The following is a 26,733-nucleotide window of genomic DNA, read 5'->3' on the forward strand; positions in this document are numbered from 1 at the left end:
TGTGTATGAGAGTTTTTTTGTTGCCTCTCTAAGGCTTCATCATTTAAAAGGTGTTATAATATAACAAACGATAATCGGTAGGTGAAACGATGCAGAAATATATCGAATTGTTTACAACTAAAGAAGGGCTGGAGCAGATATTTGAAGCGTTCGATGGCTTAGGTATCTTCGTCGGCTTATTACTCGTCTTTATAGAATCGTTTTTACCGTTTTTACCACTGATCGTTATCGTCATATTAAATACGAACGCGTATGGCTTTTTTATTGGATTTTTGATGAGTTATTTAGGAAGTGTACTCGGGAGTTATTCAGTATTTCTAGTCGTTAGAAACTTCTTAAAAGCACCCGCAACGCGCTATATTAATAAACATAAAACATTAATTAAGATGCGAGAATTCATTGACAAAAGAGGGTTTACGTTTTTATTTATATTAATGTCATTACCATTTACTCCCTCATCTGTTGTCAACGTGATAGCTGGAGTATCTAACGTAAAAAAACGCGTCTATTTGTATATATTAATCGGTGCAAAATTTATAATGATACTATCGATTTCAATTGTCGGTCACGATGTAACGACATTTTTTACATCACCAACGAGACTTATATTATCAGTTGTATTTTTAGTCGTATTATATGTGATATCAAAATTATATGAACGTTATTTAAATAGAAAAATGAACAGTAATTAGGAGTGGCAGTATGTTAAAGGAAATTAGAGAATGGGTTGTGACGATAGTCGTCGCCCTTGTCGTCGTATTTTTAGTGAGACAATTTTTACTCACACAATTTGTCGTTGATGGTGCAAGCATGGCGCCAACATTTATAGATGGAGATAGAGTATTTGTAAGTAAAGTATCTTACAAGATGCATGACGTTGAACATGGGGACATTGTCGTATTTGATAATAAGGAAGGCGAAGCGTACATTAAACGCGTCATCGGTGTACCAGGAGACGACGTTAAAATGGTCGACAAAGAAGTGTATGTCAACGGTGAACGCATCGATGAAAGATACGTGTCGTACAAAGGAAATTCTTATCTAGATAACTTTGAGTTATCAGACCTCGGTGTCAATGGTGTAATTCCTGAGGGACAATATTTAGTGTTAGGGGATAACCGTCCAGTAAGTAAAGATTCAAGGCAATTTGGTCTCATAGAGGATGATCAAATTATCGGAAAAGTATTCTTAAGATTTTGGCCATTTTCTGAAATATCGAATGATTTCTCTAATTAATTAGGAGGTATACGATGATTAAAGTATGGACAGGTATAAGTGGTGCCGGTAAATCTAAAGAGATGTTTAGACAAATTAATGAGAAAACGGATAATGATCCACTTGGACATCGAATTTATATCATAACACCAACGCAAAACACTTTAACGTATGAAGAAATATTAACGACAGATGAAGATAAAACGTACAAAGGAAGTTTAAGAACGACAGTCTTAAGCTTCTCTCGTTTTATTTGGCATGTTTTTAATGAAATTGGACATCGAGAAAAAAATCGTATTAGTGAAGTCGGACATATTATGCTTATACATAAAATCCTTGAGCAGTTTGAACCCGACACGTTAAAGTACTATAAAGATTCAAGGCAATATATAAAATTCTCGCAAAAGCTTTTAAAGACGATACAAGAGTTTATAAACTATGATATTAGTGCTGATGATATTGAGAGCTTAACATTTAAAGACAACAGAACGAAAGAGAAGTATGAAGACCTCGTAAAAGTGTATCGTACATGGATCGATACGATTGAAGACTATTCAATTGAAAACATTAACTTAATGCCACATTTTTTAGAAGTACTACAGACAATTGATGTGAATGAAGTTGAAAGTTTAAATCATGCGACGATTTATATCGATGGATTCCATAACTTTACAGAACTAGAACTTCAACTTATTAAGACGCTCACTCGATTTACTGATGACATTACACTTTTACTGATGCATAGCGGGGATAATTTAGAGCTCTTTAGAAAGACAGAAAACGTCATCGATAGTTTAAAAAGAGAGGAATTGTTTGGTGGCGATGGAGTTAAAGTCATCGAATTTTCTCATGAAAACTATCGTGCAAATAGTGAAGGATTATACGAAGTTGAACGATTTCTACGTAAAGGTACACCGATAAATAGTAATGACGGCGTTAAACTTATAAAAGCACCAAATATGAGAGTCGAAGTCGAAGAAGTGATGCGACAAATCGAAACGCTCGTCCGTACAAAAAATGTTCGATATAAAGATATCGGTATTTTATATCGAGATAGTAGTTATATTGAAGTACTACGATATTACTTTGAGAAATTCGATATCGCATATTCAGTCGATCAAAAGTATAAAATGGTGCAGCATCCATTTATACAATTTATGATGAGTGTATTTAACGCCTATCGTCAAAATTTTAAGCGTGAATCGATCATTAACATTATGAAAAGTGGTTATTTAAATTATAAAAATGACGACGATGCATTATACTTTTTTGAAAACGTCATATTAGAATCTGGAATCGATTATAAATCCGGACTATTTAATGATGATTTATTTAGACGCTTTCTAGAAACACGAGACGACGGTAAAGAATTAAAACTCACTGAAGATGATGAACTAAAAATCAAAGCGATGCTCGACTATAAAAACAGAGTGCTCGGCGCATTAGAAAATTTTTACACTAAATTGAACGACGGTGCAAAAGCGATTGATTACATCCGTACTATATATCGCTTTTTAGAAGAAAATGGTGTATTAGAGCGACTTGAACGACATATCGATGATATTGATAACAAAAATCGTCAAAACGAAACTGAAGATGCATACAATCACTTTATCGGTCTTCTAGATGACGCGAATATCGTATATGGAGAAGAAACGGTTGAGTTTAACATCTTTGTCGATAACTTAATGGAAGGTCTATTTGAAGCGGAATTTAACTTATTACCAGCAACGCTCGATGAAGTCACTGTTGGATTACTGGACCTTGCGAAAGTTGAAAATAAAAAATATATATTTATGATCGGTATGAACAACAACGTCATGCCGATGGATATGAGTCATAACGATATTATCACAGACGAAGAAAAAGAAGCGTTTGAATTGAACGACATTCAAATCTCTCCTAGAGATGAAGTACTTCGTCAAGATGAGCGCTTTGTATTTTATCATGGTGTGACGCGTCCAACGGATGGACTATTCATTAGCTATGCGGTGAGTAATTTAAAAAATGAACCGACAAAAATTAGCCCGTTTGTTGAGGAGTTAAAAAACGCTTCAAACATGCCGGTTATCAATCCGTCTTTATATGGTACTCGAGATGTGGAATATAATATCTCCAGCATCAATAGTATGCGTGATTTACTCCTTGAGCATTTAAGAAATATATTAAATACACCGAAACAATATAAAGATACATTGACAAAAGGTGTTAAGGATAAAGTGTTTTTAGAAGCACTTCAAGCGCTTAAAAATGACGTTAATCATAAAGACATATTTAATCAGTTAGTGAGACAGTTATCGTATAAAAACGAAAGTGAAAAAATCGATACATCAGTCGCGACAGAATTATACGGTGACACTTTAAATGGGTCTGTATCGAGGTTTCAAAGCTTTTATAACTGTCAGTTCCAACACTTTATGGACTATGGTTTAAAAATCGATAAGCGTGAAGAATTTAAGCTTGAAGCGGTAGACCTCGGTAACTTATACCACTCAGTTATAGAAGATGTGTTGAAAAATCATTTTAACTATGAACTTCGTGAAAAAACACCATCTGATATTAACAAAGCAGTAACAGAGTCTGTGAATACTGCAGTTAAAAATATTTCTCACGGTATATTTGAACATACGGGATACTATAGAATATTAAAACTAAAAAGTATTGAGACAATCACAGATGTCGTGATTAACTTACAACGTTATTTAGAGGCATCGAATTTTAACATTCAATATTTAGAAGAAAAATTCGGTCACGAAAACGATTTGTTTGGTGCGTATCAACTCGAGACTGAAAAGAAAAACATAGTAAATCTACGAGGAGTTATCGACCGAATTGATACAAATGTACGTGAAGATGGTACTTATATCTCTTTAATCGATTATAAATCAAGTAAAACTAAAGACCTCGATTTAAAAGACGTATATCTCGGAACAGAACTTCAACAATTTATTTATATGAATATTATTGAGTCAAATGCTGATAAATTCGGAGAAAATGTACTGCCGTTAACGATGATGTTCTATCCAGTCGTAACTACAAAAACGAGTGCTAACAATCAAACGCAAAATAAATTATTGACTGCGAAAACACCTGAAAAGTATGAAGAGATGTTAAAAGAACTAAAAGAAGATCAGTTAAAACCGAACGGTTTAATTGTTGTTAATGAAAACGACGTGGATTATTTAGAAGCATCGACTCTTGATAGTCTATCACCACTTTTAAAAGCGGAAGCTGATCCTAGAGGTTATTATAAAGGGTTTAAATCAAAAGGTAAGGTAAGTGGCCAATCAGAATCACGATTCTTATCCATTGATATGTATGAACGTTTTAAGGACTATGCGGTTGAGAAAGTAAAACATGCGGTTGATGATATATACGACGGCAATGTTAAAATAAACCCTATTTTAGAGAAAGGCGTGCTTGAACCTTGTCGTTATTGTAAATTTAAATCTGCATGTAACATCGACTATATGATGAACCAACGTGATTTTGTTGATAAAGATTCGCAAGAAGTAACTGAAGCAGTAGAGAAAATTAAGCGAGGAGGCGAGGCAGTTGAGTAAACAATTTACGATAGATCAGCAACGTGCGATTGATACAAGAGGTAGTGACGTATTAGTGTCTGCAGCAGCAGGAAGTGGTAAAACAGCTGTCCTCGTCGAGCGTATTATTACGAATATATTAAACGATACATATTCTATCGATGAAATATTCGTATCGACATTTACAAACGCAAGTGCGAAAGATATGAAATCAAAGCTCGAAGAAGCATTAATTGATCGCTTAAAAAACTCGACAAACGATAGCGAAAAGAAACGTTTAGAAAGTCAGATATTAAAAGTAAATGATGCACATATTAGTACGCTACATAGCTTTTGTCAGTTTTTAATTCAAAACCATTACAATACGATTGGTATTTCTCCAGACATGCGCACGTTATCTAACGAAGAAACGGCGACGTTAAAAAATGATGTATTAGATCAAATTCTTGAAACACATTATCAAGATAACGATGAAAATTTTGTAATGCTTGAGGAGTTTTTATCTACAGATAAACAAAACGATTATTTAAAAAGAGCAGTATTAAAGTTATATAACGAAGCGATTGCGACAGAACATCCACTTTCATTTTTAGAAGGGTTAATGGACGAGTGGTTAGATGTCGAAATGTTAACGGAAATTTACGACCGCTATAAAGACAAAAACTTAAAAATAATCGAAGAAGCACTTGAAGCGGTAGACCAGCTGCTAGAAGGTTTATTTTCAGTACATGTGGACTTAGATTATAACGATGCACAAATTAAAAAATTACAAAACCTCGCGGATGAATTTAAAGCCATCCATTTAAAAGTTAGAAATAACACTGCATCTTCAACAGAAGTAAATCAAAAAGTGCTTCCTAGAAGTACTAAAGTATATAAGAGTATCGAAGATGAAGCGGATAAAAACTATATTAGTCAACTGATTGATCAAACGAGTGAAAAGCGAAAAGCTGTCATAGAATTAAGCGTTATGACGTTAGATTCATTTTTAGAAGAAATGGCAAATATGAACGGTGTACGGAATACTTTTATACAGCTCGGAGTGGAATTAATAGAAGCGTATGGAAAACGTAAACGTGAATCTAACACGATGGACTTTAACGATTACGAGCACTACGCGATTGATATTTTATCTTGTAACGATGGAGAGATTAGTAAACTGTATCAGAATAAGTTTAAAGAAGTGATGATTGATGAGTACCAAGATACTAACAGAGTACAAGAATCGATTATTATGCGTTTAAAATCTGGTGATGCGCATGACGGAAACTTATTTATGGTTGGAGACGTTAAACAATCGATTTACAGATTCCGTCAAGCAGAACCTAAACTCTTTTTAGAAAAGATGGATGCGTTCCAACAAGAAGATTCTGGTACGTTAATTACGCTAAATAAAAACTTCCGTTCGAATATCGGCGTGTTAGAAACGACGAACTTTATCTTTAAGCATCTCATGGACCGAGATGTCGGTGAAATCGACTATACGGATAACGAAGCGTTACACGTTGGTCTTGAGAAAAATAAAACGCCAGTACAAACGGAAATTGAAGGCATCGTATATTTAAAAGGTGCACTTTCTAAAGAAGAAGCAGAAATCAATTACGTCATCAAGAAAATTTTGGAGTTACGCGAACAAAACGTCGACTATAAAGATATCGTAATTTTAACACCAGCACGACAAGCCATCGATACGTATCATAGTAAATTTAAAGAATATAACATACCGTTAGTATACGAAAATAATACGGGGTATTTTGACACGCTTGAAATACGCACGATGGTGAACTTTATTTCAGTGATTGATAACCCGCTTCAAGACGATCATTTAGTTGGTCTGTGTCGTATGCCTTTCTTTAACTTTACAAATACAGATATCGCTAAAATACGAGTTAACGATGAAAATAAACGTGGATATTTCTATGAGTCTTTAAAAAATTATGATGTAGACGATGAAACAAAAGAAAAAATTGAGTTTCTTTTATCAGAATTACAGTTGTTACAAGAAGAAGCGAAATATCGTTCGGTCACATCGTTAATAAAATATATGTACGACAGATACGATATTATAGAATTCTTTGCTGGACTTCCGAGTGGTGATACACGTAAGGCGAATTTAAATGGATTAATGATTTACAGTATGGAATTTATGAAAAGAAACTACCATTCACTGTATGAATTTATAAACTATATTCAGTACTTATCAGATCGTAATGTTGATTTTGGTGAGGAGCAAGTCGTGAGTGAGGAAGAAGATGTCGTTCGAGTGATGACGATTCACTCATCTAAAGGATTAGAATTTAAACACGTCTTTTTAGTGAATAATCAGCGCAGTTTAAGAAGTCGTGATTTAAATAATTCGATACTCGTTCACCCAATGTATGGTGTGTCGATGAAAACTTATGACGCGACACATAAACTTATACAGTCTAACTTACATTATGAATATATGAAAGATATGCTTCATAAAGAAGATATTTCAGAAAGACTTCGCTTATTATATGTTGCATTAACACGAGCAGAGGAATGTTTATACATCCCGTTATTAAAAGACGAACCGTTAGATAAGTTCGAATCGTATCAAGAAGAAAACGCATCGTTTTTAGACGTGTTTGAAATTAAAGACATTGACATCGATTCAATAGAACCGAACGTACCACTACCAAAAGAATTCAGGTTAAACGCTAGTGATTACAGAACATTACTCGCTCCAATTTTATTTGCAAATAAAGATAATCCATACTTTAAGACATCTATGTATTACGATAATGGAGAAGAGACTGCTGAAGTGACAGAACGTCTATCGCTTGATGACTTATTTGATTTAACGGATAGCGTGTATCCTTCACCAGAAATTATTGAACGACTCAATTATCAATATAAAGGTGGAGACGACTATTTAGAGAGTGTCAAAGACTCTGTCACTGAAATTAAACGCAGAAACGAAACGATCGATGAAACCGCAGAGTTAAGAACGGACATTTACAAAAAAGAAGTTCGACTTAGAAAGCCTGCATTTTTAGATGACACAAAAGACGCACCGATTTTTGGGACGATTATGCATGAAGTGATGGTACAAATCGTTCATCGAATAGACTCGATTATTCAAAGTGACAATAAAGAAAGTTTAGTGCGTGCAATCGTTCATAACTACACAAAAGATTTAGAATATGTAACTGAAGAGAATAGAGCACGAATGACGGAGTATGGATTACGATTTGTTGAAGATAAAACGATACAATCTATATTTAAAGAGTCTCTACAAAACTATACAGAATTACCATTTATAATGAGTCAAAAAACGATCGATATTAGTGATGTAAATGGTAAGATGGTACAAGGTATTGTAGACTGCTTAGTGAAACATGATGATCGTTATATTATTATTGACTACAAAACGGATCGAGTTACAAATGAATCAGAAGCAGATTTAATTGAGCGATACAGTGTTCAGATGGATATTTATAGACGTTCAATTGAACACGCATTAAACGCACAAGTAGATGTGTACTTATATTATTTCAATTATGGAGTGTTAAATGTCTATGACTGTCAAAAAGGATAATGCACTCATTGGTTTTACAATTATTTTTACAATGTTTGCTGTCGGGATTTATTATTTACTTCCGATTATTTACGTAAATCCTTACGAGTATTTATATGGTAGAGAGCTGAGATCTTTTCAGCTCTACCATTTAATATTTAGTGGGGTAATGATACCACTTCTGTCTCTTGTGACGGGGTTAATCATTTCAAGGCAAGAATATGATAAGGTAACTGTCTTAAAACGGTTATCTCTTGTATTTTTAGTATTACTTGGATGTAGTGTATTATTTAATGGTTTTATTATATTATTTGTCATCCCATTAAGTGGTATGGTCGTTTTATTTTTTAGAGAAAGTTCATTAATAATAAGCTTAATTACAGCTGTTATATTATTAGTTTTATATTTAGTCGTTTGGACAATTATACCAGCGTTAACGTCCGTTTCAACGAACGATATTATATACTCAAGCATCCAACAACTGAATAATTATCTTGGAGTATACCGTGAAAAAGATATCATTTCGATGATTGAATTAAACGTATCTTCCATCCGTGCAATGGATTTCTTTAGTCTGTTTATGTTCGTCTCACTACCATTCACTTTTATCGGTAGTATATTAGAACGTATCGATATCGAGACGTACTTTAAAACAAAAGGGTATATTTTAACACTTGTTGTATTAACGAGTGCACTTCTTATAAAAATGATCGAAGTGTTAAGTTTAGGCAGTAGAAGTGGAAAACTAATCGGCGAAAATATCGGGGGTATGATGCTCGGATTTTCATTATTCTTAACGATAATATTACTGGTCGAGCAAGCACCAAAATTAGCGACACTACTGTTTGAAATTCCTGGGAAATACGTGTTGTTATTATTTATCGTATTTAACTTTTTAATGAGTATAATTTTTTACGGGATAGGATTTAATTATTACGGAGAAGTCACAGTAGCAACGCTCGTTTTGGTTATATTTATAATACTCATCGTATTATATGCGATCATGCTTATATTAAATAAATTCAATATTACACTTTTAGAAATTTTTAAAAGTAATCGTTAGTTAATTTTAAAGATATTAAAGCGATGTTTTGTTATACTAATTAAAAGGGATAAAGGAGTCGTCTCATGAAATTTTTATCATTTACTTATAAAGGCAATCCGACTTACGGAGTGAAAGTGAAAAGAGAAGATAGTGCTTGGAACTTACCAAAACTATTTGAACAATTTGGAGAAGAAAAAGATTATCCAAAAACTTTACTAGAAGGAATTACGACATATAATACGTTAGATTTCCAAGAAATCGTTCGTACTTTAGTTGAAAAAGCTGAAGCGGACGATAATAACCATTTATACAAAGCACCGTTTAACGAAATCGAATTTTTACCACCAGTTGCACCTCCAAACAACCTGATTTGTTTTGGTCGTAACTATAAAAAACATGCAGATGAGTTAAATAATGAAGTATCACTGACTGTATTTACTAAAGCAAATTCAAGCTTAGTTGGTGATGAAGGTACAATCGACTCATTTAGTGACGTCACTGAAGAGTTAGATTATGAAGGTGAACTCGGTATTGTAATCGGTAAAGAAGCGCATAACGTTCAACCACACTTAGCGCTAGATTACGTGTACGGTTATACGATTGTAAACGACATCACAGCACGTGATTTACAAAAATCATTCAAACAATTTTTCTTAGGGAAAAGTTTAGCAGCACCAGTTGGTCCATATATCGTGACTAAAGATGAATTACCGAACTTAAATAACGTATCGATCGTTACAAAAGTGAACGATGAGATTCGTCAAGACGGTAATACGCGTGATATGATTCTTTCTGTTGAAGATATTATTGCAGAAGTTTCTAAGTACGTGAAACTGTTACCTGGAGATATTATCGCTACAGGAACTCCAGAAGGTGTAGCTGCAGGAATGGAGCACCCTGATTTCTTAGAGTCAGGCGATGCGGTTCGCGTATCAATTAATGGAATTGGTACATTAACAACTTATATTAAATAAAGGAGACACATGATGTTACATTTACACTTAACAGCAATTGCGCTCGCTTTTGTATTATTTCTAATTACGTATTTTTCATACAAAGGAAATCCTACATCTGAAAATCGTAGAGCGTTTATTTTACACATGACACTAAGACTGTTTTACATTATCGTACTATTTAGTGGTGTAATGATTTTCATTCAAAACTTAAGTATCATTGGTAACGTAAGCAACGGTCATATGATGTATGGTCTAAAAGCATTACTCGGACTTGGAGCGATTGCTCTAATGGAAATGACGCTCGTTCGTGAGAAAAAAGAAACGAACGTACAAATGCTTTTAATCATCGCGATTGTCGTAATTATCGTTACAGTTCTACTTGGTTCTTACTTACCACTAGGTGTTTTATAATATTAAAACTGCAGAGCAATCTGCAGTTTTTTTATGTAGAATCAGTGAACTTACTATTTTTCTATACATAAAAAATTAAAATCCAGTATAATTGAAAGTACATAATTGAAAGGTGGACGTAGATTGAAGAAGTTTTTATATGTCACGTTATTTATCTTAATGTTTTCATCTATACATATAAGTGACGTCTATGCAGAGTCTGACGATACGTCACGTGTATATACAATTGTAATCGATAGATTTTTAAATAAAAATGAAGATAATGATTCGTTTGATAACCAAAATAGTGATTATTTCTTACCGTACGGTGGAGACTTAGAAGGTATTCTGAATCAGTTAGACTACATAAAAGAGATGGGGTTTGACACGATTCAATTAAGTCCAGTATTTGAAATGGACGATTCTGACATCCTCGGGTATAGTGTCACGGACTACACAAAAATAGCTGAACGTTTCGGTGGAGAAGAGAAGTTTAAAGACTTTATAAGTAAAGCTCACGATAAAAATTTAAAAGTGATCGTAGATCTTCCAACGACAGCGACAGATGAGTTTACAGCGTTAGATCGTCCAAATATGACGCCGATTATGGAAGAATATTTCGATTTAATCGACCGTCAATTTATTGATTTTAACAATGAAGAAAATCGTCAAAAATACAAAAAATTGATGACAGAATTCGTTAATAACTTTGATATTGATGGCGTCAGTATGTACGTCGTACAAAATGTCAATCGAACAGAAATTTTACCAGACGATATTAAAACATATGCGGTCGTCTTAAGTGAAGATGTCGATGCTACTAACTTTGATTACACTGCTTACGATTCAAAACGAAAAAGTATTGCAGAAGCATTCGGTGGACTCGATAAAGATATTCCTGAGTATACGAATAGCGAAGAAATTTTAATGGCGGATCACTTCTTTAGTGAACGTTTTACGTCATATTCAGTTAAAAACAATCTCTTCCCTGGGACTCGTGTAAAAATGTTATATCCGTATTTAATCGCGCATGATGGACCAGTGTTTGTAACTTACGGAACTGAAATTGCACAAAACGGGGATAATTTTGAAACGATTCATCCACAAATGAATTTATGGACAGATAAAGAAGTTCATGAGTTTATGAAAACAACTGCTGAAGTATTTACTCAACATCCTAATTTATTTAATCGTGACACTGAAACGATTGTAAATGATCACGGTCTATATACTGTGTTATTTAAAACAGACGACGTTGATTTTATATTAGAAATTAACAACACGAGTGAGACGCAAAAATTAGAGATTACTAATGAATATGTAAAAGATGGAAAAGAACTGAGTGGGTTACTACTTGGTGAGCGTGTGCAACCGCACGGAAATTCATTATACCCTGTCATTGACAGAGAGTTAACAGAATTATTTGCAGTCATTGAATCACCTGGTCTAAACCATTGGTACTTAATTTCAAGTCTATTAATATTCGGTGGATTTGCGATATTTATATTTATCGTTGCAAAACGTAGTAAAAGAAAAGAGAATGCATAAAATAATCGGGAAGCTATTATAGCTTCCCGATTGCTTTATATCCGAGCATATTGACGATATCTTTTGGACTACTAAATGGAGGTGCATATGCAACCTCAATGTTAATTAGATCATCAACAGTCCCACCGAGACGTGTGAGTGTTGAGAGTATATCTAAACGTTTGTCGAGTCCTTCTTCGCCTATACCGGATGCTCTTAAAATTTTACGTGTGTTTTTGTCGACGTAAATTTTTAAAGATAAAGGTTTTGCACCTGGCATATATCCTGCTTTATTGTTTTGTGTTTGCTCAACGATGATGTAGTCTTCGTCTTCTAAGTCTTTTAATGATAATCCCATTTTACCAACAGCAACATCGAAATATCTTAAAATAGATACCGAAAGTAATCCGTCGTGTTTGTACTGATCGTTTTCAGCAAGGTGATTTGCGATAATGTACGCGAGTCGATGTGCTGGCCAAGCGAGCGCCACAGATACTTTTTTATGTGGTACGTGCTGATAATGCGTTTCTATTGCGTCACCAATAGCGTAAATATTATCGATGTTTGTTAATCCATATTCATCGACTGGTATATAGCCGTCATTCATGACGACGTTTGATGATTTTAAAAAGTCTGTGCGTGGTGTAATACCAATTGCTTGAATGATGAGTTCTGCATCGATGACTTCACCGCTATTTAATGTTAACTTTGTTCCATCTAACTTTACAGGTTCACTGTTAAGAACTAATCGAATCCCATTTTTATCCATCTCTTCTTTAATCGGTTCGCTAAACTCTTCTTCAATTGTGCGGTATACTCTATCGTTATGTTGGAGGATTGTTACTCCAAGGCCACGTTTACATAACTGTTCAGACACTTCAAGACCAACAAATCCTGTACCGATTACAACTGCATGTTTGACATCATGTTCAGTAATATATTGTTCGATAAGATCTAAATGATGTAAGTGCTGGAGTACAAATGATTGGGGCGCGTGTTTTACTGCGTCTATTTCATTCGCTTGTGCGCCAGGAGATACTATTAATTTGTCGTATGAATCGTCAAATGTTTCTCCTGTTTTTAAATTTTTAACTGTAACATAATTTTCCTTATCGTTTACTGAAATGACTTCATGTTCAGTATGCACATCGATGCCTTGAATTTTTAATTGTTCAGGAGTACGCGCGATTAAATCAGATCTCTCACTCACTTCACGGGATAAATAATACGGTAAGCCGCAGTTTGCGAAACTAACAAATGGATTTTTATCGTATACAACGATTTCGCTCGTTGTATCGAGTCGTCTAAATTGACTTGCCACCGTCATTCCACCTGATAATCCACCGATTATGACAAGTTTCATATATTACACTCCTTCAGTAAAGTAAAATAGTGCAATTGTTCCGTTCCCAGTATGTGAGATAATCGTTGGACCGATACTAGAAATTTGAACGTTCGTTAAATCCGTCTCTTTTAAAATTAGATTTTTTAACGCTTCTGCATCTTTTAAGTTGTCAGCATGAGTAATGTGTACTTCAGTCGCTGCACCTTCTTCTTTCATAAGTTCAACCATACGTTTTAAAACGCGTTTCACTCCGCGATACTTTTCAATCGGTACGAGTTTTCCGTCTTCTACATGGAGAAGCGGGCGAATGTTTAAAAGGCTACCTAAAAATGCTTGCCCTTTAGAGAGACGACCACCTTTTGCGAGATAATCTAAATCAGATACTGTAAATAAATGACGAATGTGTGCTTTATCTCTTTCGATATTTTTAATAACTTCTTCTTTAGATAAACCGTCATTTACATATTTTGTAGCGCGTTCAACGAGTAGTCCATAACCGTAACTGGCACTTAACGAATCGATGACAGTAATATCAACGTCGTCACGCTCTTCTAAAATCATATCGCGCGCGATGTTCGCACTTTGATACGTTCCAGATAATTGACTTGAAAACGATAAATAAATAATCGTCGAGTCTTCTTTTAAAGCTTCGTTAAAATGGTTGTATAACTCCTCAGGGTTTGCTTGACTCGTCAGTGGACGAATGCCATCATCGACTGCTTTTGATACTTCTTCACTTGAAATTTCGTATTTGTCGAGATATTCTTTACCATCGACGTTGATTTTAAGTGGTATAAAAAATAACTGGTGTTCTTTAGCAAAATCTAAACTGATGTCTGAACAGCTATCTACTAATAATTTCATATTATGACTCCTTATATTCTATATTTAAGTTAAAGTAATCGTTTAAATATCGACCGACACCGTCGTTGTTGTTATCATACGGTGTGACGTCTTTCGCGATATCTTTTAATTCATCGATGGCGTTTTTCATAGCGACACCATGACTGACGTACTCTATCATTTGAAGATCGTTGTCTTCATCTCCAAATGCGATTGTACGAGACTCATCTAAGTTTAAAGCATCTAATACATATTTGATACCTGTCGCTTTTGAGACACCTTTTTTGATAATCTCGATGATCGCAAGTTGTGGTGCCCACTGCCTATGTGCAAGTGTTTCAGCATACACATTATCAAATGCGTGACGAATATAATCGATGCGGTCTTCAGTTGTTTTAATGAGAAGTGACGTTGCTTCTTCTGGCATATTATCACGTAAGTCACCTGCGACTTTTTTAGGGTCTCCCATATAAAACTCATCCATTAAGACGCTGTCGTGATATTGGAAGTATAAATCATCACGAACTTCTGCGACAATGTTTTTAATGTCGTATTTATCGATATGTACGACGATATCCTCGATAACATCTTGAGGTAATGTTTCTTGTAATGTTTTAAATTCAAAATCTAATGGGTGGTGCACGAATGCACCGTTAAAGTTAACGATTGGTGTGTTTAATCGTAACTCTTTATAGTAAGGAACTGACGCACGATACGGTCGCCCCGTAGTAATCATGACGTAGTGTCCTTGTCTTTTTAATTCTTGAACGACACGATTTGTATAGTCTCCAATTGTATTTTCATCAGTGAGTAACGTGCCGTCTAAATCTAAACATATAAGATACGGTTTCATGAAAATCATCCTTTCGACTACTTTAATAATAGCATTATTATTCACTAGTTGTTTAATATTTGTTATATTGAATATACGATAATATATGCGAGGTGACAGAAAATGGATAAAGCAATGGAAGAAAGCATGCTCGGTGCGTTAGAAAACGTTATTGACCCAGAGCTCGGTATAGATATTGTAAACTTAGGTTTAGTTTACGGTGTGTTTTTAGATGAAGATGGTAATGCGGGTGTTGAAATGACACTTACGTCAATGGGGTGCCCGATGGGTCCAGAGATCGTTCAAATGGTAGAGGAGTCATTACTCGAGTTGCCAGAAGTTAAAAATGTTAACGTACAAATCGTATGGAACCCACCATGGTCAAAAGACAACATGTCACGTTATGCTAAAATCGCTTTAGGTGTATCATAATATTTAAGCGCTCAACATTACGTTGAGCGTTTTTTAATTTCTAAAATAGAGTTGATAGGAAAGCGTGTTTACAATATACTATTAATTGCTATGAATCATAAGGGGTGCATAATTGCTGAGATAATACCCTAGAACCTGTTGAGGTAATTCTCGCGAAGGAATATGATACGCGATTGATTCATAAGTAAACTTTTAGGAAGTGTATTTATGACAAGGTCTAATGACAAGCTAGTCGTGATGATGGAGATTGCGATATTAGCTGCATTAAGTATGGGAATCGACTGGATCGATTCTGCATTTAAAATTGGTCCGTACAGTTTTAGTTTTTCAATGGTACCAATTTTAATTCTTGCGATCAGACGTGGAGTCGGCGCAGGTGTGCTCGGAGGTTTAATCTGGGCGATTTTACAAATTGTAACAGGAGATGCGGCAGGGAACTACATACATCCGGTACAATTTATTTTAGAATATCCACTCGCATTCGGTATACTCGGAGTTGCTGGACTTGCATCTAAACATAAAAACTTAGTATCAATTGTTGCATTTTCATTTTTAGCGATTCTGTTACGTTACACGATGCACTTTTTTGCAGGGTGGATTTTCTGGGGGATTTACGCACCAGAAGGCCAACCAGCTTGGTTATATAGCTTAATTGCTAATGGTACAACGTTCTTAATTAATACGACAGTATGTATAGCAATTGTTATTATTTTATACTCAGTCGCAAAGCGATTATTTGTACCAGAAGAAAGATAAAAAATACCAGTCGAACTTAAAAAGTTCGGCTGGTTTTTTATTTTAACGTAAATTAGATTTACATGAACGACTTTTATTTTTCGTTGACGTTTAGATTCTTTTTGTTCATGAAATGATTAAGATGTTTACATAAAGTCATTTTGCGTAAACGCGTGCTTCATCTTGTTAACGAATAGGTAAAATGCATGAACGAAATAGAGTTCTCGTTAACAGAAAAACGAATTGCGTTAAATTAAATGTGCTAACGGCGCCTTCAGCACATCTCCGACCTATCTTCAGATGAAAAACCTCGTGAATTTTGATTTGCGTAAAATTAATTGCATGGCCGTTTACGTAATTACGTGTTGTGTAAAATTGTTTTTCATCTTTTAACGTAAATTCGATTTGCGTTAAACGAGCCTCTGTTTCATTAACACAAATCGCGTAATTGTCAAACTAATCGAGTGGTCGTTTACACAAAAGCATTTTGCGTTAAATTAAGCAATCACTCGTTTACGATAACACGATAAATTGGTACATAATCGCAAATATACCTGCTGCGAAGCAGTAGTAACTGAAATATATGAGGCGACCACTCGTTAATGCACCTTCTAGTAATTTAAACCCGATATACGTCGCGATTATTGTAACGACGAATGATGCAAGGTAAGGAACGAGTAGTGTGTCGAGCATCGGATCAGTCGCGATATCTGAAATCGATAATATTGCCGTACCAAGTGACACTGGTATATATAGTAAGAATACAAATCTTAATGCGTTTTTCTTCTCAAGTCCAACTGCCATCGAACCGACGAGTGTCGCACCGCTTCGGCTAATTCCTGGAATTAACGCCACACATTGTGAGAGACCGACGATGATGGAATCTTTAACAGTTAATTCACCGTCACGTTTAACACCTGATTTATTTTTTATAAACCATAGAGCAGTCCCTGTAACGAGAAGCATTAACCCAACAAATCCAATCGATACGTTATCTCCAATAACATCTTTTAGTAAAAATCCTAAAACTCCAACAGGAATTGTTGCGATAATTAAGTAAATAACATATTTAAAATCCGTCGTTGCTTCTATATCTCTATCTTTTTTAAATACATATCGTAAAAAGTTTTTCGCAATTTCAAAAATATCTTTCCAATATATGTACAACACTGCAATGAGTGAAGCGGTGTTTAAAAATATTTCAAACGATAAACCACGCGCTTCAATTCCAAAAAGTTCACGCGCCATCACTAAATGACCACTCGAAGAGACAGGAATTGGTTCGGTTAACCCTTGTAATATCCCTAAGAATATATATTTAATCAGTTCTATTATATCGATATCCATGATTTAAAGTCCTCCTAATCAATATTACAACTATAGTACAAAGTGATATATAAATAAAGCGAAAATAAATAGTCAAAAAAGGTCAAAAACTTGAGTGAAACGCTTGAAATTAAAATATAACGATGTATAATATAAGTATAGTCAAAATTGGTCAAACACTTGAGGTGAGGAAATGGATATCAATAAAATGACTTTTAAAGTGCAGTCAATCATCGAACGTGCACAACAAATTTCAGTTGAACATAAAATTCAAACGATCGAACTCGCTGCTGTATTAAAAGCATTATTTACAGTCAGTGATTCAATGGCAAAAGATATTTTACAACGCGCAAATATTAATGTAGATGAATTAATTAAACAATATGATGAAAAGCTCAAAAGTTTTAACAAAGTAGAAGGGGACAATGTCCAGTATGGGCAATATATGTCTCAAGGATTTAGTCGTGTAATTAGTGAAGCAGAAAAAGTAATGGGAGATATGAACGATGAATATATTTCTCAAGAACATCTTTTACTCGCAGCATTAAATGTAGACGACATATTAAAAACACAAGTTGGAAATAAAGATACAATCGTAAAAGAGATTATTAAAAAGATTAGAGGAGGAAAACACGTGACGACTCAAAATCCAGAAGTTCAATATGAAGTATTACAAAAATACGGTCGTGACCTTGTCGAAGAAGTACGTAAAGGTAATATGGATCCTGTGATCGGTAGAGATGAGGAAATCCGTAACACGATTCGTATATTAAGTAGAAAACGTAAAAATAACCCAGTATTAATTGGTGAACCGGGTGTCGGTAAAACTGCAATCGTTGAAGGGCTCGCACAGCGTATCGTTCGTGGAGACGTGCCAGATTCATTAAAGGATAAAACAATTTTTGAATTAGATTTAGCAGCACTCGTTGCAGGAGCAAAATTCCGTGGTGAATTTGAAGAGCGCTTAAAAGCAGTATTAGAAGAAATCAAAGAAGCAGACGGTAGAATTTTATTATTCATCGACGAAGTACACATGCTCGTTGGCGCAGGTAAAACAGATGGGGCAATGGACGCTGGTAACATGCTTAAACCGATGTTATCACGCGGTGAACTCCATATGATTGGTGCAACGACGTTAAATGAGTACCGTGAATATATTGAAAAAGATTCAGCATTAGAGCGTCGTTTCCAAAGAGTACTCGTTAGCGAACCGACAGTCGACGACACAATTTCAATTTTACGTGGACTAAAAGAACGTTATGAAGTACACCACGGGGTAAGAATCACAGACCGTGCGTTAGTTGCTGCAGCAGAATTGTCAGACAGATATATTACAGAACGATTTTTACCAGATAAAGCCATCGACTTAGTCGACCAGGCGAGTGCAACAATTCGTACAGAAATGGGATCTAACCCAACTGAACTCGACCAAATCAATCGTAAAGTAATGCAGATGGAAATCGAAGAACAAGCATTATTAAAAGAGGACGACCCAGTATCTAAAGCACGTTTAGAAGAACTTCAAAAAGAACTTGCTGATGCGAGAGAAGAACAACAATCTCTAACTGCAAGAGTAGAGCGTGAACGTGAGCAAATTAGCGGAGTATCTCGTAAACGTGAAGAAATCGATAAAGCGCGCCAAGAATTAGAGGAAGCAGAAAGCAACTATCAATTAGAGCGTGCTGCTGAACTTCAGCACGGTATTATTCCGAAACTTCAAGCAGAGTTAAATGCTCTTGAAGCAGAACTTCATGACGAAACAGACGGTAAAGACCGTATTATCCGTGAAGTTGTTACAGATGAAGAAATCGGTATGATCGTATCACAATGGACAGGAATTCCAGTGACAAAACTCGTTGAAACAGAGAAAGATCGTCTGCTTAATTTACCGAAATTACTTCATCAGCGTGTCGTTGGTCAAGATGAAGCGGTAGAACTCGTATCTAACGCAGTTATTCGTGCAAGAGCAGGTATTAAAGATCCAAACCGTCCAATTGGTAGCTTCCTATTCTTAGGACCAACAGGTGTCGGTAAAACAGAACTCGCAAAAGCACTTGCTGAAACGATGTTTGATAGTGAAGACAACATGATTCGTATCGACATGAGTGAGTATATGGAAAAACACGCAGTGTCTAGATTAATCGGAGCGCCTCCAGGATACGTTGGATACGAAGAAGGTGGACAATTAACTGAGCAAGTGAGAAGACATCCGTATTCGGTGATTCTTTTAGATGAAGTTGAAAAAGCACATACAGATGTGTTTAATATCTTACTTCAAATTATGGATGACGGTAGACTGACAGATTCTCAAGGTCGTACTGTTGATTTTAAAAATACTATTCTCATCATGACATCGAACTTAGGATCACATTATCTACTCGATACGATGATTCAAGGTGGAGAAATTAACGATAAAACGAGAGAAGTCGTTATGAGTGAAGTGTTAACGCACTTTAAACCAGAAATCGTAAACCGTATGGATGACATCGTTATGTTTAGTCCATTAACTGAAGAAAATATGACAGGTATCGTCGATAAGTTAGTCGATGAATTAAATGTACGATTAAGTGACCAACATATGAGTATTTCAGTATCACAAGATGCTAAAAAATATATCGTTAAAGAAGCGTACGAACCAGAGTTTGGTGCACGACCATTAAAACGTTACATTCAACGTGAAATTGAAACACCACTCGCAATTAAAATGATTGAGTCGAACTTAGAAGAAGGTCTACACGTCGATATCGACGTAAAAGACGGCACATTTACATTTGACTTACAATAAAAGTAAAACTCTATTGAGGAAAATCTCAATAGAGTTTTTTTAGTTTGAAAATAGTTCTGTCGCTTTAACTGCGCGTTTCCATCCGTCGTACTTCTTGTTGATTTTTTCTTTATTTTCTTGAGGATGAAACGCCTGATCAATTGACTTTAAATCTTTTAACGCTTCTTTAGATTCAAAGAAGTTAACCGCGAGTCCTGCTAAAAATGCTGCTCCGAGTGCAGTTGACTCTAAATATTTTGGCCTTTCAACAGTACATTCAAGTAAATCCGACTGGAACTGTATTAAAAAGTCATTTGCAGAAGCACCGCCGTCGACGTTTAACTGCTTGATTTGAGTCTTACTATCTTTACGCATCGCATTTAGAACGTCATACGTTTGGTATGCGAGTGATTCTAACGTCGCACGTATAATGTCTTCTCTAGACGTGCCGCGAGTGATACCAAACATCGCCCCGCGTGCATGCATATTCCAATATGGCGCACCGAGTCCTGTAAACGCAGGAACGACATAGACATCCGTGTCATCAATTTCAGTTGCGAGTTGTTCGCTTTTTGCCGCATCATCAAAGAACATCATTTCATCTCTTAACCACTGAACGGCACTCCCCGCGACAAATATCGATCCTTCCAGTGCGTATTTAACAGGTTCATCTTTTAATTGATATGCGATAGTAGATATTAATCCATAGTTTGAAGCGGGCACTTCCTCGCCTGTATTTAATAGTAGGAAACAACCTGTACCATAAGTATTTTTTGCTTCTCCTTCTTCAAAACATGTCTGACCAAATAGTGCCGCTTGCTGATCACCAGCGATTCCTGCGATTGGAATTGAAGCACCAAAGAAATGATTTGTATCCGTATACGCATAAATTTCACTAGAAGATTTTACTTCAGGCAACATTTTCTTAGGAATATTTAGAATTTCTAAAATCTCATCATCCCACTTGAGCGTATGAATGTTAAATAACATCGTACGACTTGCATTTGTGACGTCTGTAATATGTGTTTTACCAGATGTTAATTTCCACACAATCCAACTATCGATCGTTCCAAATAGTAAATCACCATTTTCTGCCATTTCTTGTGCGCCTTCAATGTTATCGAGTATAAAACGAACTTTTGTCGCTGAAAAATACGGGTCCAATATAAGACCGGTTTTATCTTTAAATAGTTCCTCATGGCCAGTCTCTCTTAACTCTTCGGTAATTCCATCAGTTTGTCTTGATTGCCATACAATTGCATTATAAATCGGAAGACCAGTGTGTTTGTTCCACACGACGGTCGTTTCACGTTGGTTTGTTATACCAATTGCTTTTATCATATCGGCTGTTAAATTGTTATCTCCGAGTGCTTGAGCGATCACAGATAACACAGAACTCCAAATTTCGTTTGCGTTATGTTCTACCCAGCCAGATTTAGGGAAATATTGTTTAAATTCCATTTGGGATGTCGCTTTAATGTCTCCCTTTTTATCGACGAGGATTGCACGTGTAGATGTCGTTCCTTGATCGATTGATAATATGTAACTCATTCGGTCACCTCTTTTAAATAATGATAGAAAAAAAGACTCTATCTATTAATAGAGCCTTCTAGTAAGTATAGATTACTGCTTGTCCTCAGTGTAATTATGGCGAGGCTTCATGACGATATCTAAGAAGAATACGACTAATGTAATAAGCACAGCAAATAATAATCCAATCTCAGGATATAGCTGTCCGCCACCACTTAAACTGTTTAGGATAAAGTTAATCATTTGAGTGAGCAAAAATGCCCAAATGAACGTGATTACAAATCTCAAATCAGACACTCCTAATAATTTAATTCTCTTTTCAATATTTATTTTACAATAAATCATTCAAAAAGTATACAACATAGAGTATAATATGTGTATGCGTTTACATGTAAGGCAATTTTTTAAAAAACGTATCAGAATTTATTAAATTTTATGATAATATTGATTTATCTTACAATTGTCTTTACAATTAAAAACAACTTATTTGCATATCCTTTAAAATCATGAAAGGAAGTTTGGTGAACAATATGGATGAAAAATTACTATCAGTAAAGAACTTAACGACATCATTTAAAATTAAAGGGGAATACTACCCGGCTGTTGATAATGTTTCGTTCGATATTAAGAAAAACGAAGTACTCGCTCTCGTAGGTGAGTCAGGTTCAGGGAAAAGTGCGACAGCATTTTCTCTTATGAAATTACATAGACACGCGCGTGTTGAAGGTGAAGTATTCTTTGAAGATAAGAATATTTTGAAAGCAAGCGAGAAAGAAATGAATAACATTCGCGGTGGCGAATTCTCTATGGTTTTCCAAGACCCGATGACAGCGCTCAATCCTTTAATGAGAATAAAGGATCAAATTATAGAAACTTTAACAATTCATAAAACGAAAGAGAAAAACGAAAGAGAAGCTTATGCAATCGAGTTATTAAAACGTGTTGGTATTGCGAGAGCAGAACAAGTCGCTGAAGCATATCCGCATGAATTATCTGGTGGGATGAGACAGCGTGTCGTTATTGCGATTGCAATCGCAAACAAGCCAAAGCTATTAATCGCTGACGAACCGACAACTGCTCTTGACGTTACGATTCAAGCACAAATTTTAGATTTAATTCGTGAACTAAAAGACGACTTAGGTTCAGGTGTACTTCTAATTACTCACGACTTAGGTGTCGTTGCAGAAATGGCAGACAAAGTTGCTGTTATGTATGCAGGTCAAATTGTGGAGATGGCACCTGTTAAAGAATTGTTTAAAAACCCACTTCATCCGTATACGAGAAGTTTACTCAACTCGTTACCATCTGAAGATATGTTAGGGGATAAATTACACGTCATTCAAGGTGTAGTTCCAGCACTTGATAAGATGGATCGTACAGGTTGCCGATTTGCACCACGTATTCCATGGATTGACGAGTCGGCTCACGAAGAGAATCCTCAGTTACGTGAAGTTGAAGACGGACATTTTGTAAGATGTACGTGCTATAAACACTTCTACTTAGATTCTTCAGCTGAATTAACTCAAGAAGTAGAAGAGGAACAGTTTGGAGCGTTGCACCAAGGAGGTAATGAGTAATGGCGGAATACTTATTAGAAATTAACGACCTAAAGGTCTATTACCCAATTAAAGGTGGGTTCTTTAATACGACAAAGGATTACGTCCGTGCAGTTGACGGCGTAACGATTAAAATTCCAAAAGGAAAAACATACGGCTTAGTTGGAGAATCCGGTTCAGGTAAAACGACAACTGGTAAAGCTGTTATGGGACTAAATAAAGTTAGTGGTGGGGACATTTACTTCGAAGGTAAACACTTAAACAGTGGTAAAAAAGTAGACGTCAGTCGTGACGTTCAAATGATCTTCCAAGACCCGTACTCATCATTAAACCCACGTAAACGTGTATTTGATATCGTTGCTGAACCTCTTAAAAACTACGAGAAGTTATCAAAAGACGAGTTAATTAAAGAAGTGCTCCGACTGCTTTCTCGTGTTGGCTTACCACCAGGTTCAATTTACAAGTACCCACACGAATTCTCTGGTGGTCAACGTCAGCGTATCGGTGTTGCGCGTGCAATCGCGTTAAATCCGAAATTAATTATCGCTGATGAGCCGGTATCGGCATTAGACGTATCGGTACAAGCACAAGTACTTAACTTCATGCAGGAAATCCAGCAAGATATGGATTTAACGATGTTATTCATTGCCCATGACTTAGGGGTAGTGAGACATATGTGTGAGTGGATTGGAATTATGTATCAAGGCCGACTTGTAGAAGAAGGTCCAGCCGAAGTGATCTTTAAAAATCCACAACATATTTACACGAAAAAATTAATTGCTGCAATTCCGGATGTAAACGTGGATAATATCGAAGAGAACTTACGTAAACGTAAAGAAGTTCAAGAAGAATATGAGAATCATTTCCAAGATTATTTAGATGAAGATGGTAAGCCTTTCCCTCTCGTTGAAATTTCTGAGAATCATAGAGTCGCTTTACCGCCAGAAGGAGGTAAAAATTAAATGATCAAATTTACTATTAGACGATTCTTAATTGCATTACCACAATTATTCTTGCTGAGTTTATTAATTTTCTTCCTCGCAAGTTTAATGCCAGGGGATGCGTTAAGTGGGGTATTAGACCCGAATATTTCTGCAGAAGCATTAGAGAGACAACGTGAGGCAATGGGGCTAAATAACCCATGGTATATTCAATATAGAGACTGGGTATTCAACATGCTTCAAGGAGACTTTGGTCGTTCGTACTTTAAACAACAGCCAGTATTAGATGTTATTGGTGACCGTTTAATGAACACAGTTTGGTTATCATTATTCTCTACAATTTTAATTTACTTACTCGGTATTCCATTAGGAATGTTATCAGGTCGTTATAACGATTCATTATTAGACAACGTTATTACAGGTTACACATACTTAGGTTTCGCAACACCAACATTCATGTTCGCTTTACTTATGGTGTTAGTATTCGGATTTAATTTAGGTTGGTTCCCAACTTCAGGTTCAGTGAACCCGAATGTAGAACCATGGACGATAGAATACTTCATTAGTAAAATACACCACTTAATATTACCGTCCCTATCGATTGCTTTAATTGGACTCGTTGGTACGGTTCAGTACTTACGTGGTGGTATTATTGAAACGAAACAAAAAGATTACGTTACACTTGCACGTGCAAAAGGTTTATCTGAAAGTAAAGTGTATAGAAGACATATTTTCAGAAACGCGATTATCCCAATCGCTGCATTCTTTGGTTATGAAATCGCAGGATTACTTGGTGGTTCGATTTTCATCGAGATGATTTACGCGTATCCAGGAATGGGTCGCTTATTCTTAGAATCAATTTCAACGCGTGACTTCAGTGTTGCGAACGTATTAATTTTATTCTATGGATTCTTAACAATTGTTGGTACATTATTATCTGACATTATTTTAAGTATTATCGATCCAAGGATTCGTATTAAATAAGGAGGGTGTCACATGACAAAGGATAATAAAAATTTAAATGATGAAAACCGTGAGTTAAAAGATGTCAATCCAGACAACACAGGTTTTGAGAATGACAAAAATGATGCACACCCGACGAATATAGATACACATAATCAAGCAGGTGTGTACGGAATTGAATCACACGATTCAATCGACGTAGAGAACTTGCCGAGATCGACACCGGGGTGGAAAGTTTTACTTCAAGAAATTTTAGTAGATAAAGTTGCGCTTTTCAGCTTAATTATTATGATTGCAATTACATCATACGTTTTTGGACTAACGATGTTCTTAAAACAATCAGAAATCGTAACAGTAGACTTATTATCACTGAACCAACCGCCAAACGAAGAGTTTAGACTCGGTACGGACTACGGTGGACGTGATATTTTTGGACAATTAATTATCGGTACGAGAAACTCGTTACTAATTGGTTTCCTCGTTACAGCAATATCAGTATCATTCGGTACGGCTTATGGAGTAATCTCTGGTTACTTCGGAGGACAAGTGGACAATATCCTCATGCGTATCGTAGACTTTATGATGGTTTTACCGTTCATCATGATCATCGTTGTGTACGTTACAATTTCACCAAGCTATAATGTCATAAGTTTCTCACTCATCATGAGTGCGTTCTTATGGACAGGTACAGCGAGATTAATACGTTCACTAGCGATTCAAGAGAAAGAACAGGACTACATTAACGCTTCGAGAACGTTAGGCAGTTCTCACGTTAAAATTATATTTACACAGTTATTACCGAACTTAATCGGTATTATCATTGTTAACTCAACGCTATCACTCGCTTCGAATATCGGTATTGAGTCGGGACTCTCATTCATTGGATTTGGATTCCCTGAAGATACACCGTCACTCGGAACGTTATTATCTTATGCAACACAAACGCAAACACTACGCTTAAGACCATGGATCTGGGCGCCAGCTGCGATATTAATCTTAATATTAATGCTTTGTGTACGTAACGTTGGTGAGGCGTTACGCCGAGCAGGAGATGCGAGACAACGTAATGCATAAAATTACATTTAAGACCAAGCGAATGCTTGGTCTTTTTTGTTTTATTTAATAAATACAAAAAATTTAAAAAATATTCGAAAACGATTTCACATTTTTTAAAAATAGGGTATAATATTGGTATAGATTTAAAACGGTTTCAATTTTTTGAAAAGAAATTCAATTTTGATATTGATTAA

Annotated in this window: 21 protein-coding genes and 1 riboswitch; of the genes, 15 read left to right on the forward strand and 6 right to left on the reverse strand. The window is 35.6% G+C overall.

Annotation, left to right across the window (positions count from 1 at the left end):
• The first annotated feature begins 89 nt into the window (after positions 1–89).
• The 8 genes from BBS29_RS00110 (at position 90) to BBS29_RS00145 (ending at position 12,237) form a co-directional block, all read left to right on the forward strand.
• Entirely contained in the window at positions 90–692 is a 603-nt protein-coding gene (locus BBS29_RS00110) for a TVP38/TMEM64 family protein (protein ID WP_068127778.1), read from the forward strand.
• A 10-nt stretch (positions 693–702) separates the two neighbouring features.
• Positions 703–1,236 carry a signal peptidase I gene (gene lepB, locus BBS29_RS00115; RefSeq protein ID WP_068127781.1) on the forward strand — a complete coding sequence of 178 codons (534 nt, stop codon included), beginning with the start codon at positions 703–705 and terminating at the stop codon, positions 1,234–1,236.
• A 14-nt stretch (positions 1,237–1,250) separates the two neighbouring features.
• Positions 1,251–4,778, forward strand: coding sequence for a PD-(D/E)XK nuclease family protein (locus BBS29_RS00120; protein ID WP_068127783.1), 3,528 nt, complete (start codon positions 1,251–1,253; stop codon positions 4,776–4,778).
• Positions 4,771–8,319, forward strand: coding sequence for a helicase-exonuclease AddAB subunit AddA (gene addA, locus BBS29_RS00125; RefSeq protein ID WP_068127784.1), 3,549 nt, complete (start codon positions 4,771–4,773; stop codon positions 8,317–8,319). Before BBS29_RS00120 ends, addA begins: the two co-directional genes overlap by 8 nt.
• The gene (locus BBS29_RS00130) at positions 8,294–9,361 is read left to right on the forward strand and encodes a DUF418 domain-containing protein (RefSeq protein WP_068127787.1); all 1,068 of its coding nucleotides are present in this window, start codon (positions 8,294–8,296) and stop codon (positions 9,359–9,361) included. Before addA ends, BBS29_RS00130 begins: the two co-directional genes overlap by 26 nt.
• A 65-nt stretch (positions 9,362–9,426) precedes the next feature.
• The gene (locus tag BBS29_RS00135; protein ID WP_068127791.1) at positions 9,427–10,317 is read left to right on the forward strand and encodes a fumarylacetoacetate hydrolase family protein; all 891 of its coding nucleotides are present in this window, start codon (positions 9,427–9,429) and stop codon (positions 10,315–10,317) included.
• 12 nt (positions 10,318–10,329) lie between these two features.
• Positions 10,330–10,710 carry a YisL family protein gene (locus BBS29_RS00140; RefSeq protein WP_068127794.1) on the forward strand — a complete coding sequence of 127 codons (381 nt, stop codon included), beginning with the start codon at positions 10,330–10,332 and terminating at the stop codon, positions 10,708–10,710.
• Positions 10,711–10,833: 123 nt separating this feature from the next.
• Positions 10,834–12,237, forward strand: a complete 1,404-nt coding sequence (locus tag BBS29_RS00145) for an alpha-amylase family glycosyl hydrolase (RefSeq protein ID WP_068127796.1) — start codon at positions 10,834–10,836, stop codon at positions 12,235–12,237.
• A gap of 16 nt (positions 12,238–12,253) precedes the next feature.
• Here the strand turns inward: BBS29_RS00145 and BBS29_RS00150 are convergent, their stop codons facing one another.
• The 3 genes from BBS29_RS00150 to BBS29_RS00160 are packed head-to-tail and all read right to left on the reverse strand — an operon-like array spanning position 12,254 to position 15,257.
• Positions 12,254–13,579 (reverse strand): CoA-disulfide reductase, encoded by a 1,326-nt coding sequence (locus BBS29_RS00150; protein WP_068127799.1) that lies wholly within the window; start codon positions 13,577–13,579, stop codon positions 12,254–12,256.
• A gap of 3 nt (positions 13,580–13,582) precedes the next feature.
• Positions 13,583–14,425 (reverse strand): DegV family protein, encoded by an 843-nt coding sequence (locus BBS29_RS00155; protein WP_068127802.1) that lies wholly within the window; start codon positions 14,423–14,425, stop codon positions 13,583–13,585.
• 1 nt (position 14,426) lies between these two features.
• Positions 14,427–15,257, reverse strand: coding sequence for a Cof-type HAD-IIB family hydrolase (locus BBS29_RS00160; protein ID WP_068127805.1), 831 nt, complete (start codon positions 15,255–15,257; stop codon positions 14,427–14,429).
• A gap of 102 nt (positions 15,258–15,359) precedes the next feature.
• Between BBS29_RS00160 and BBS29_RS00165 the strand changes: the two genes are divergently transcribed.
• Both BBS29_RS00165 and thiT read left to right on the forward strand, forming a co-directional pair.
• Entirely contained in the window at positions 15,360–15,668 is a 309-nt protein-coding gene (locus BBS29_RS00165) for a metal-sulfur cluster assembly factor (protein ID WP_068127807.1), read from the forward strand.
• A gap of 90 nt (positions 15,669–15,758) precedes the next feature.
• Positions 15,759–15,846: riboswitch (TPP riboswitch) on the forward strand.
• Between the two features lie 29 nt (positions 15,847–15,875).
• Complete coding sequence (thiT, locus tag BBS29_RS00170) at positions 15,876–16,424, forward strand: energy-coupled thiamine transporter ThiT (RefSeq protein ID WP_068127809.1); 549 nt, start codon at positions 15,876–15,878, stop codon at positions 16,422–16,424.
• Between the two features lie 492 nt (positions 16,425–16,916).
• On the opposite strand, the gene BBS29_RS00175 is transcribed toward thiT, so the two are convergent.
• A complete protein-coding gene (locus BBS29_RS00175) occupies positions 16,917–17,750 on the reverse strand; it encodes an undecaprenyl-diphosphate phosphatase (protein ID WP_068127812.1) in 834 nt (277 codons plus the stop codon).
• Positions 17,751–17,922: 172 nt separating this feature from the next.
• Here BBS29_RS00175 and clpB point away from each other — a divergent pair, with 172 nt between their 5' ends.
• On the forward strand, positions 17,923–20,514 hold the full coding sequence (gene clpB / locus BBS29_RS00180; RefSeq protein ID WP_068127815.1) for an ATP-dependent chaperone ClpB: 2,592 nt from the start codon (positions 17,923–17,925) through the stop codon (positions 20,512–20,514).
• 39 nt (positions 20,515–20,553) lie between these two features.
• Here clpB and glpK read toward each other — a convergent pair whose 3' ends face one another.
• Together glpK and BBS29_RS00190 are read right to left on the reverse strand one after the other, a co-directional pair.
• The gene (gene glpK / locus BBS29_RS00185) at positions 20,554–22,044 is read right to left on the reverse strand and encodes a glycerol kinase GlpK (RefSeq protein WP_068127817.1); all 1,491 of its coding nucleotides are present in this window, start codon (positions 22,042–22,044) and stop codon (positions 20,554–20,556) included.
• A 72-nt stretch (positions 22,045–22,116) separates the two neighbouring features.
• Positions 22,117–22,311 carry a DUF2929 family protein gene (locus BBS29_RS00190; protein WP_068127819.1) on the reverse strand — a complete coding sequence of 65 codons (195 nt, stop codon included), beginning with the start codon at positions 22,309–22,311 and terminating at the stop codon, positions 22,117–22,119.
• A 242-nt stretch (positions 22,312–22,553) separates the two neighbouring features.
• Here BBS29_RS00190 and BBS29_RS00195 point away from each other — a divergent pair, with 242 nt between their 5' ends.
• From BBS29_RS00195 to BBS29_RS00210, 4 genes are read left to right on the forward strand one after another with little or no spacing between them, the layout of a single operon-like run.
• Positions 22,554–23,600, forward strand: a complete 1,047-nt coding sequence (locus BBS29_RS00195; protein ID WP_068127821.1) for an ABC transporter ATP-binding protein — start codon at positions 22,554–22,556, stop codon at positions 23,598–23,600.
• Positions 23,600–24,541: an ABC transporter ATP-binding protein gene (locus BBS29_RS00200; RefSeq protein WP_068127825.1), complete on the forward strand. Its 942-nt coding sequence runs from the start codon at positions 23,600–23,602 to the stop codon at positions 24,539–24,541. Before BBS29_RS00195 ends, BBS29_RS00200 begins: the two co-directional genes overlap by 1 nt.
• Complete coding sequence (gene opp4B, locus BBS29_RS00205; protein WP_068127828.1) at positions 24,542–25,504, forward strand: oligopeptide ABC transporter permease; 963 nt, start codon at positions 24,542–24,544, stop codon at positions 25,502–25,504. It begins immediately after the preceding gene.
• Between the two features lie 12 nt (positions 25,505–25,516).
• Positions 25,517–26,557 carry an ABC transporter permease gene (locus tag BBS29_RS00210; RefSeq protein ID WP_084778753.1) on the forward strand — a complete coding sequence of 347 codons (1,041 nt, stop codon included), beginning with the start codon at positions 25,517–25,519 and terminating at the stop codon, positions 26,555–26,557.
• Positions 26,558–26,733 lie beyond the last annotated feature (176 nt).

It is taken from the genome of Nosocomiicoccus ampullae (assembly GCF_001696685.1).
GTDB lineage: Bacteria > Bacillota > Bacilli > Staphylococcales > Salinicoccaceae > Nosocomiicoccus > Nosocomiicoccus ampullae_A.

Excerpts from the sequence above, each read along its gene's own strand:
- BBS29_RS00120 (WP_068127783.1), top strand. The coding sequence starts at position 1,251 with ATGATTAAAGTATGGACAGGTATAAGTGGTGCCGGTAAATCTAAAGAG.
- BBS29_RS00130 (WP_068127787.1), top strand. The coding sequence starts at position 8,294 with ATGTCTATGACTGTCAAAAAGGATAATGCACTCATTGGTTTTACAATT.
- BBS29_RS00160 (WP_068127805.1), bottom strand. The coding sequence starts at position 15,257 with ATGAAACCGTATCTTATATGTTTAGATTTAGACGGCACGTTACTCACT.
- lepB (WP_068127781.1), top strand. The coding sequence starts at position 703 with ATGTTAAAGGAAATTAGAGAATGGGTTGTGACGATAGTCGTCGCCCTT.
- BBS29_RS00200 (WP_068127825.1), top strand. The coding sequence starts at position 23,600 with ATGGCGGAATACTTATTAGAAATTAACGACCTAAAGGTCTATTACCCA.
- thiT (WP_068127809.1), top strand. The coding sequence starts at position 15,876 with ATGACAAGGTCTAATGACAAGCTAGTCGTGATGATGGAGATTGCGATA.
- BBS29_RS00175 (WP_068127812.1), bottom strand. The coding sequence starts at position 17,750 with ATGGATATCGATATAATAGAACTGATTAAATATATATTCTTAGGGATA.
- BBS29_RS00135 (WP_068127791.1), top strand. The coding sequence starts at position 9,427 with ATGAAATTTTTATCATTTACTTATAAAGGCAATCCGACTTACGGAGTG.
- BBS29_RS00165 (WP_068127807.1), top strand. The coding sequence starts at position 15,360 with ATGGATAAAGCAATGGAAGAAAGCATGCTCGGTGCGTTAGAAAACGTT.
- BBS29_RS00155 (WP_068127802.1), bottom strand. The coding sequence starts at position 14,425 with ATGAAATTATTAGTAGATAGCTGTTCAGACATCAGTTTAGATTTTGCT.
- BBS29_RS00210 (WP_084778753.1), top strand. The coding sequence starts at position 25,517 with ATGACAAAGGATAATAAAAATTTAAATGATGAAAACCGTGAGTTAAAA.
- opp4B (WP_068127828.1), top strand. The coding sequence starts at position 24,542 with ATGATCAAATTTACTATTAGACGATTCTTAATTGCATTACCACAATTA.
- BBS29_RS00140 (WP_068127794.1), top strand. The coding sequence starts at position 10,330 with ATGTTACATTTACACTTAACAGCAATTGCGCTCGCTTTTGTATTATTT.
- BBS29_RS00110 (WP_068127778.1), top strand. The coding sequence starts at position 90 with ATGCAGAAATATATCGAATTGTTTACAACTAAAGAAGGGCTGGAGCAG.
- BBS29_RS00150 (WP_068127799.1), bottom strand. The coding sequence starts at position 13,579 with ATGAAACTTGTCATAATCGGTGGATTATCAGGTGGAATGACGGTGGCA.
- glpK (WP_068127817.1), bottom strand. The coding sequence starts at position 22,044 with ATGAGTTACATATTATCAATCGATCAAGGAACGACATCTACACGTGCA.
- BBS29_RS00195 (WP_068127821.1), top strand. The coding sequence starts at position 22,554 with ATGGATGAAAAATTACTATCAGTAAAGAACTTAACGACATCATTTAAA.
- clpB (WP_068127815.1), top strand. The coding sequence starts at position 17,923 with ATGGATATCAATAAAATGACTTTTAAAGTGCAGTCAATCATCGAACGT.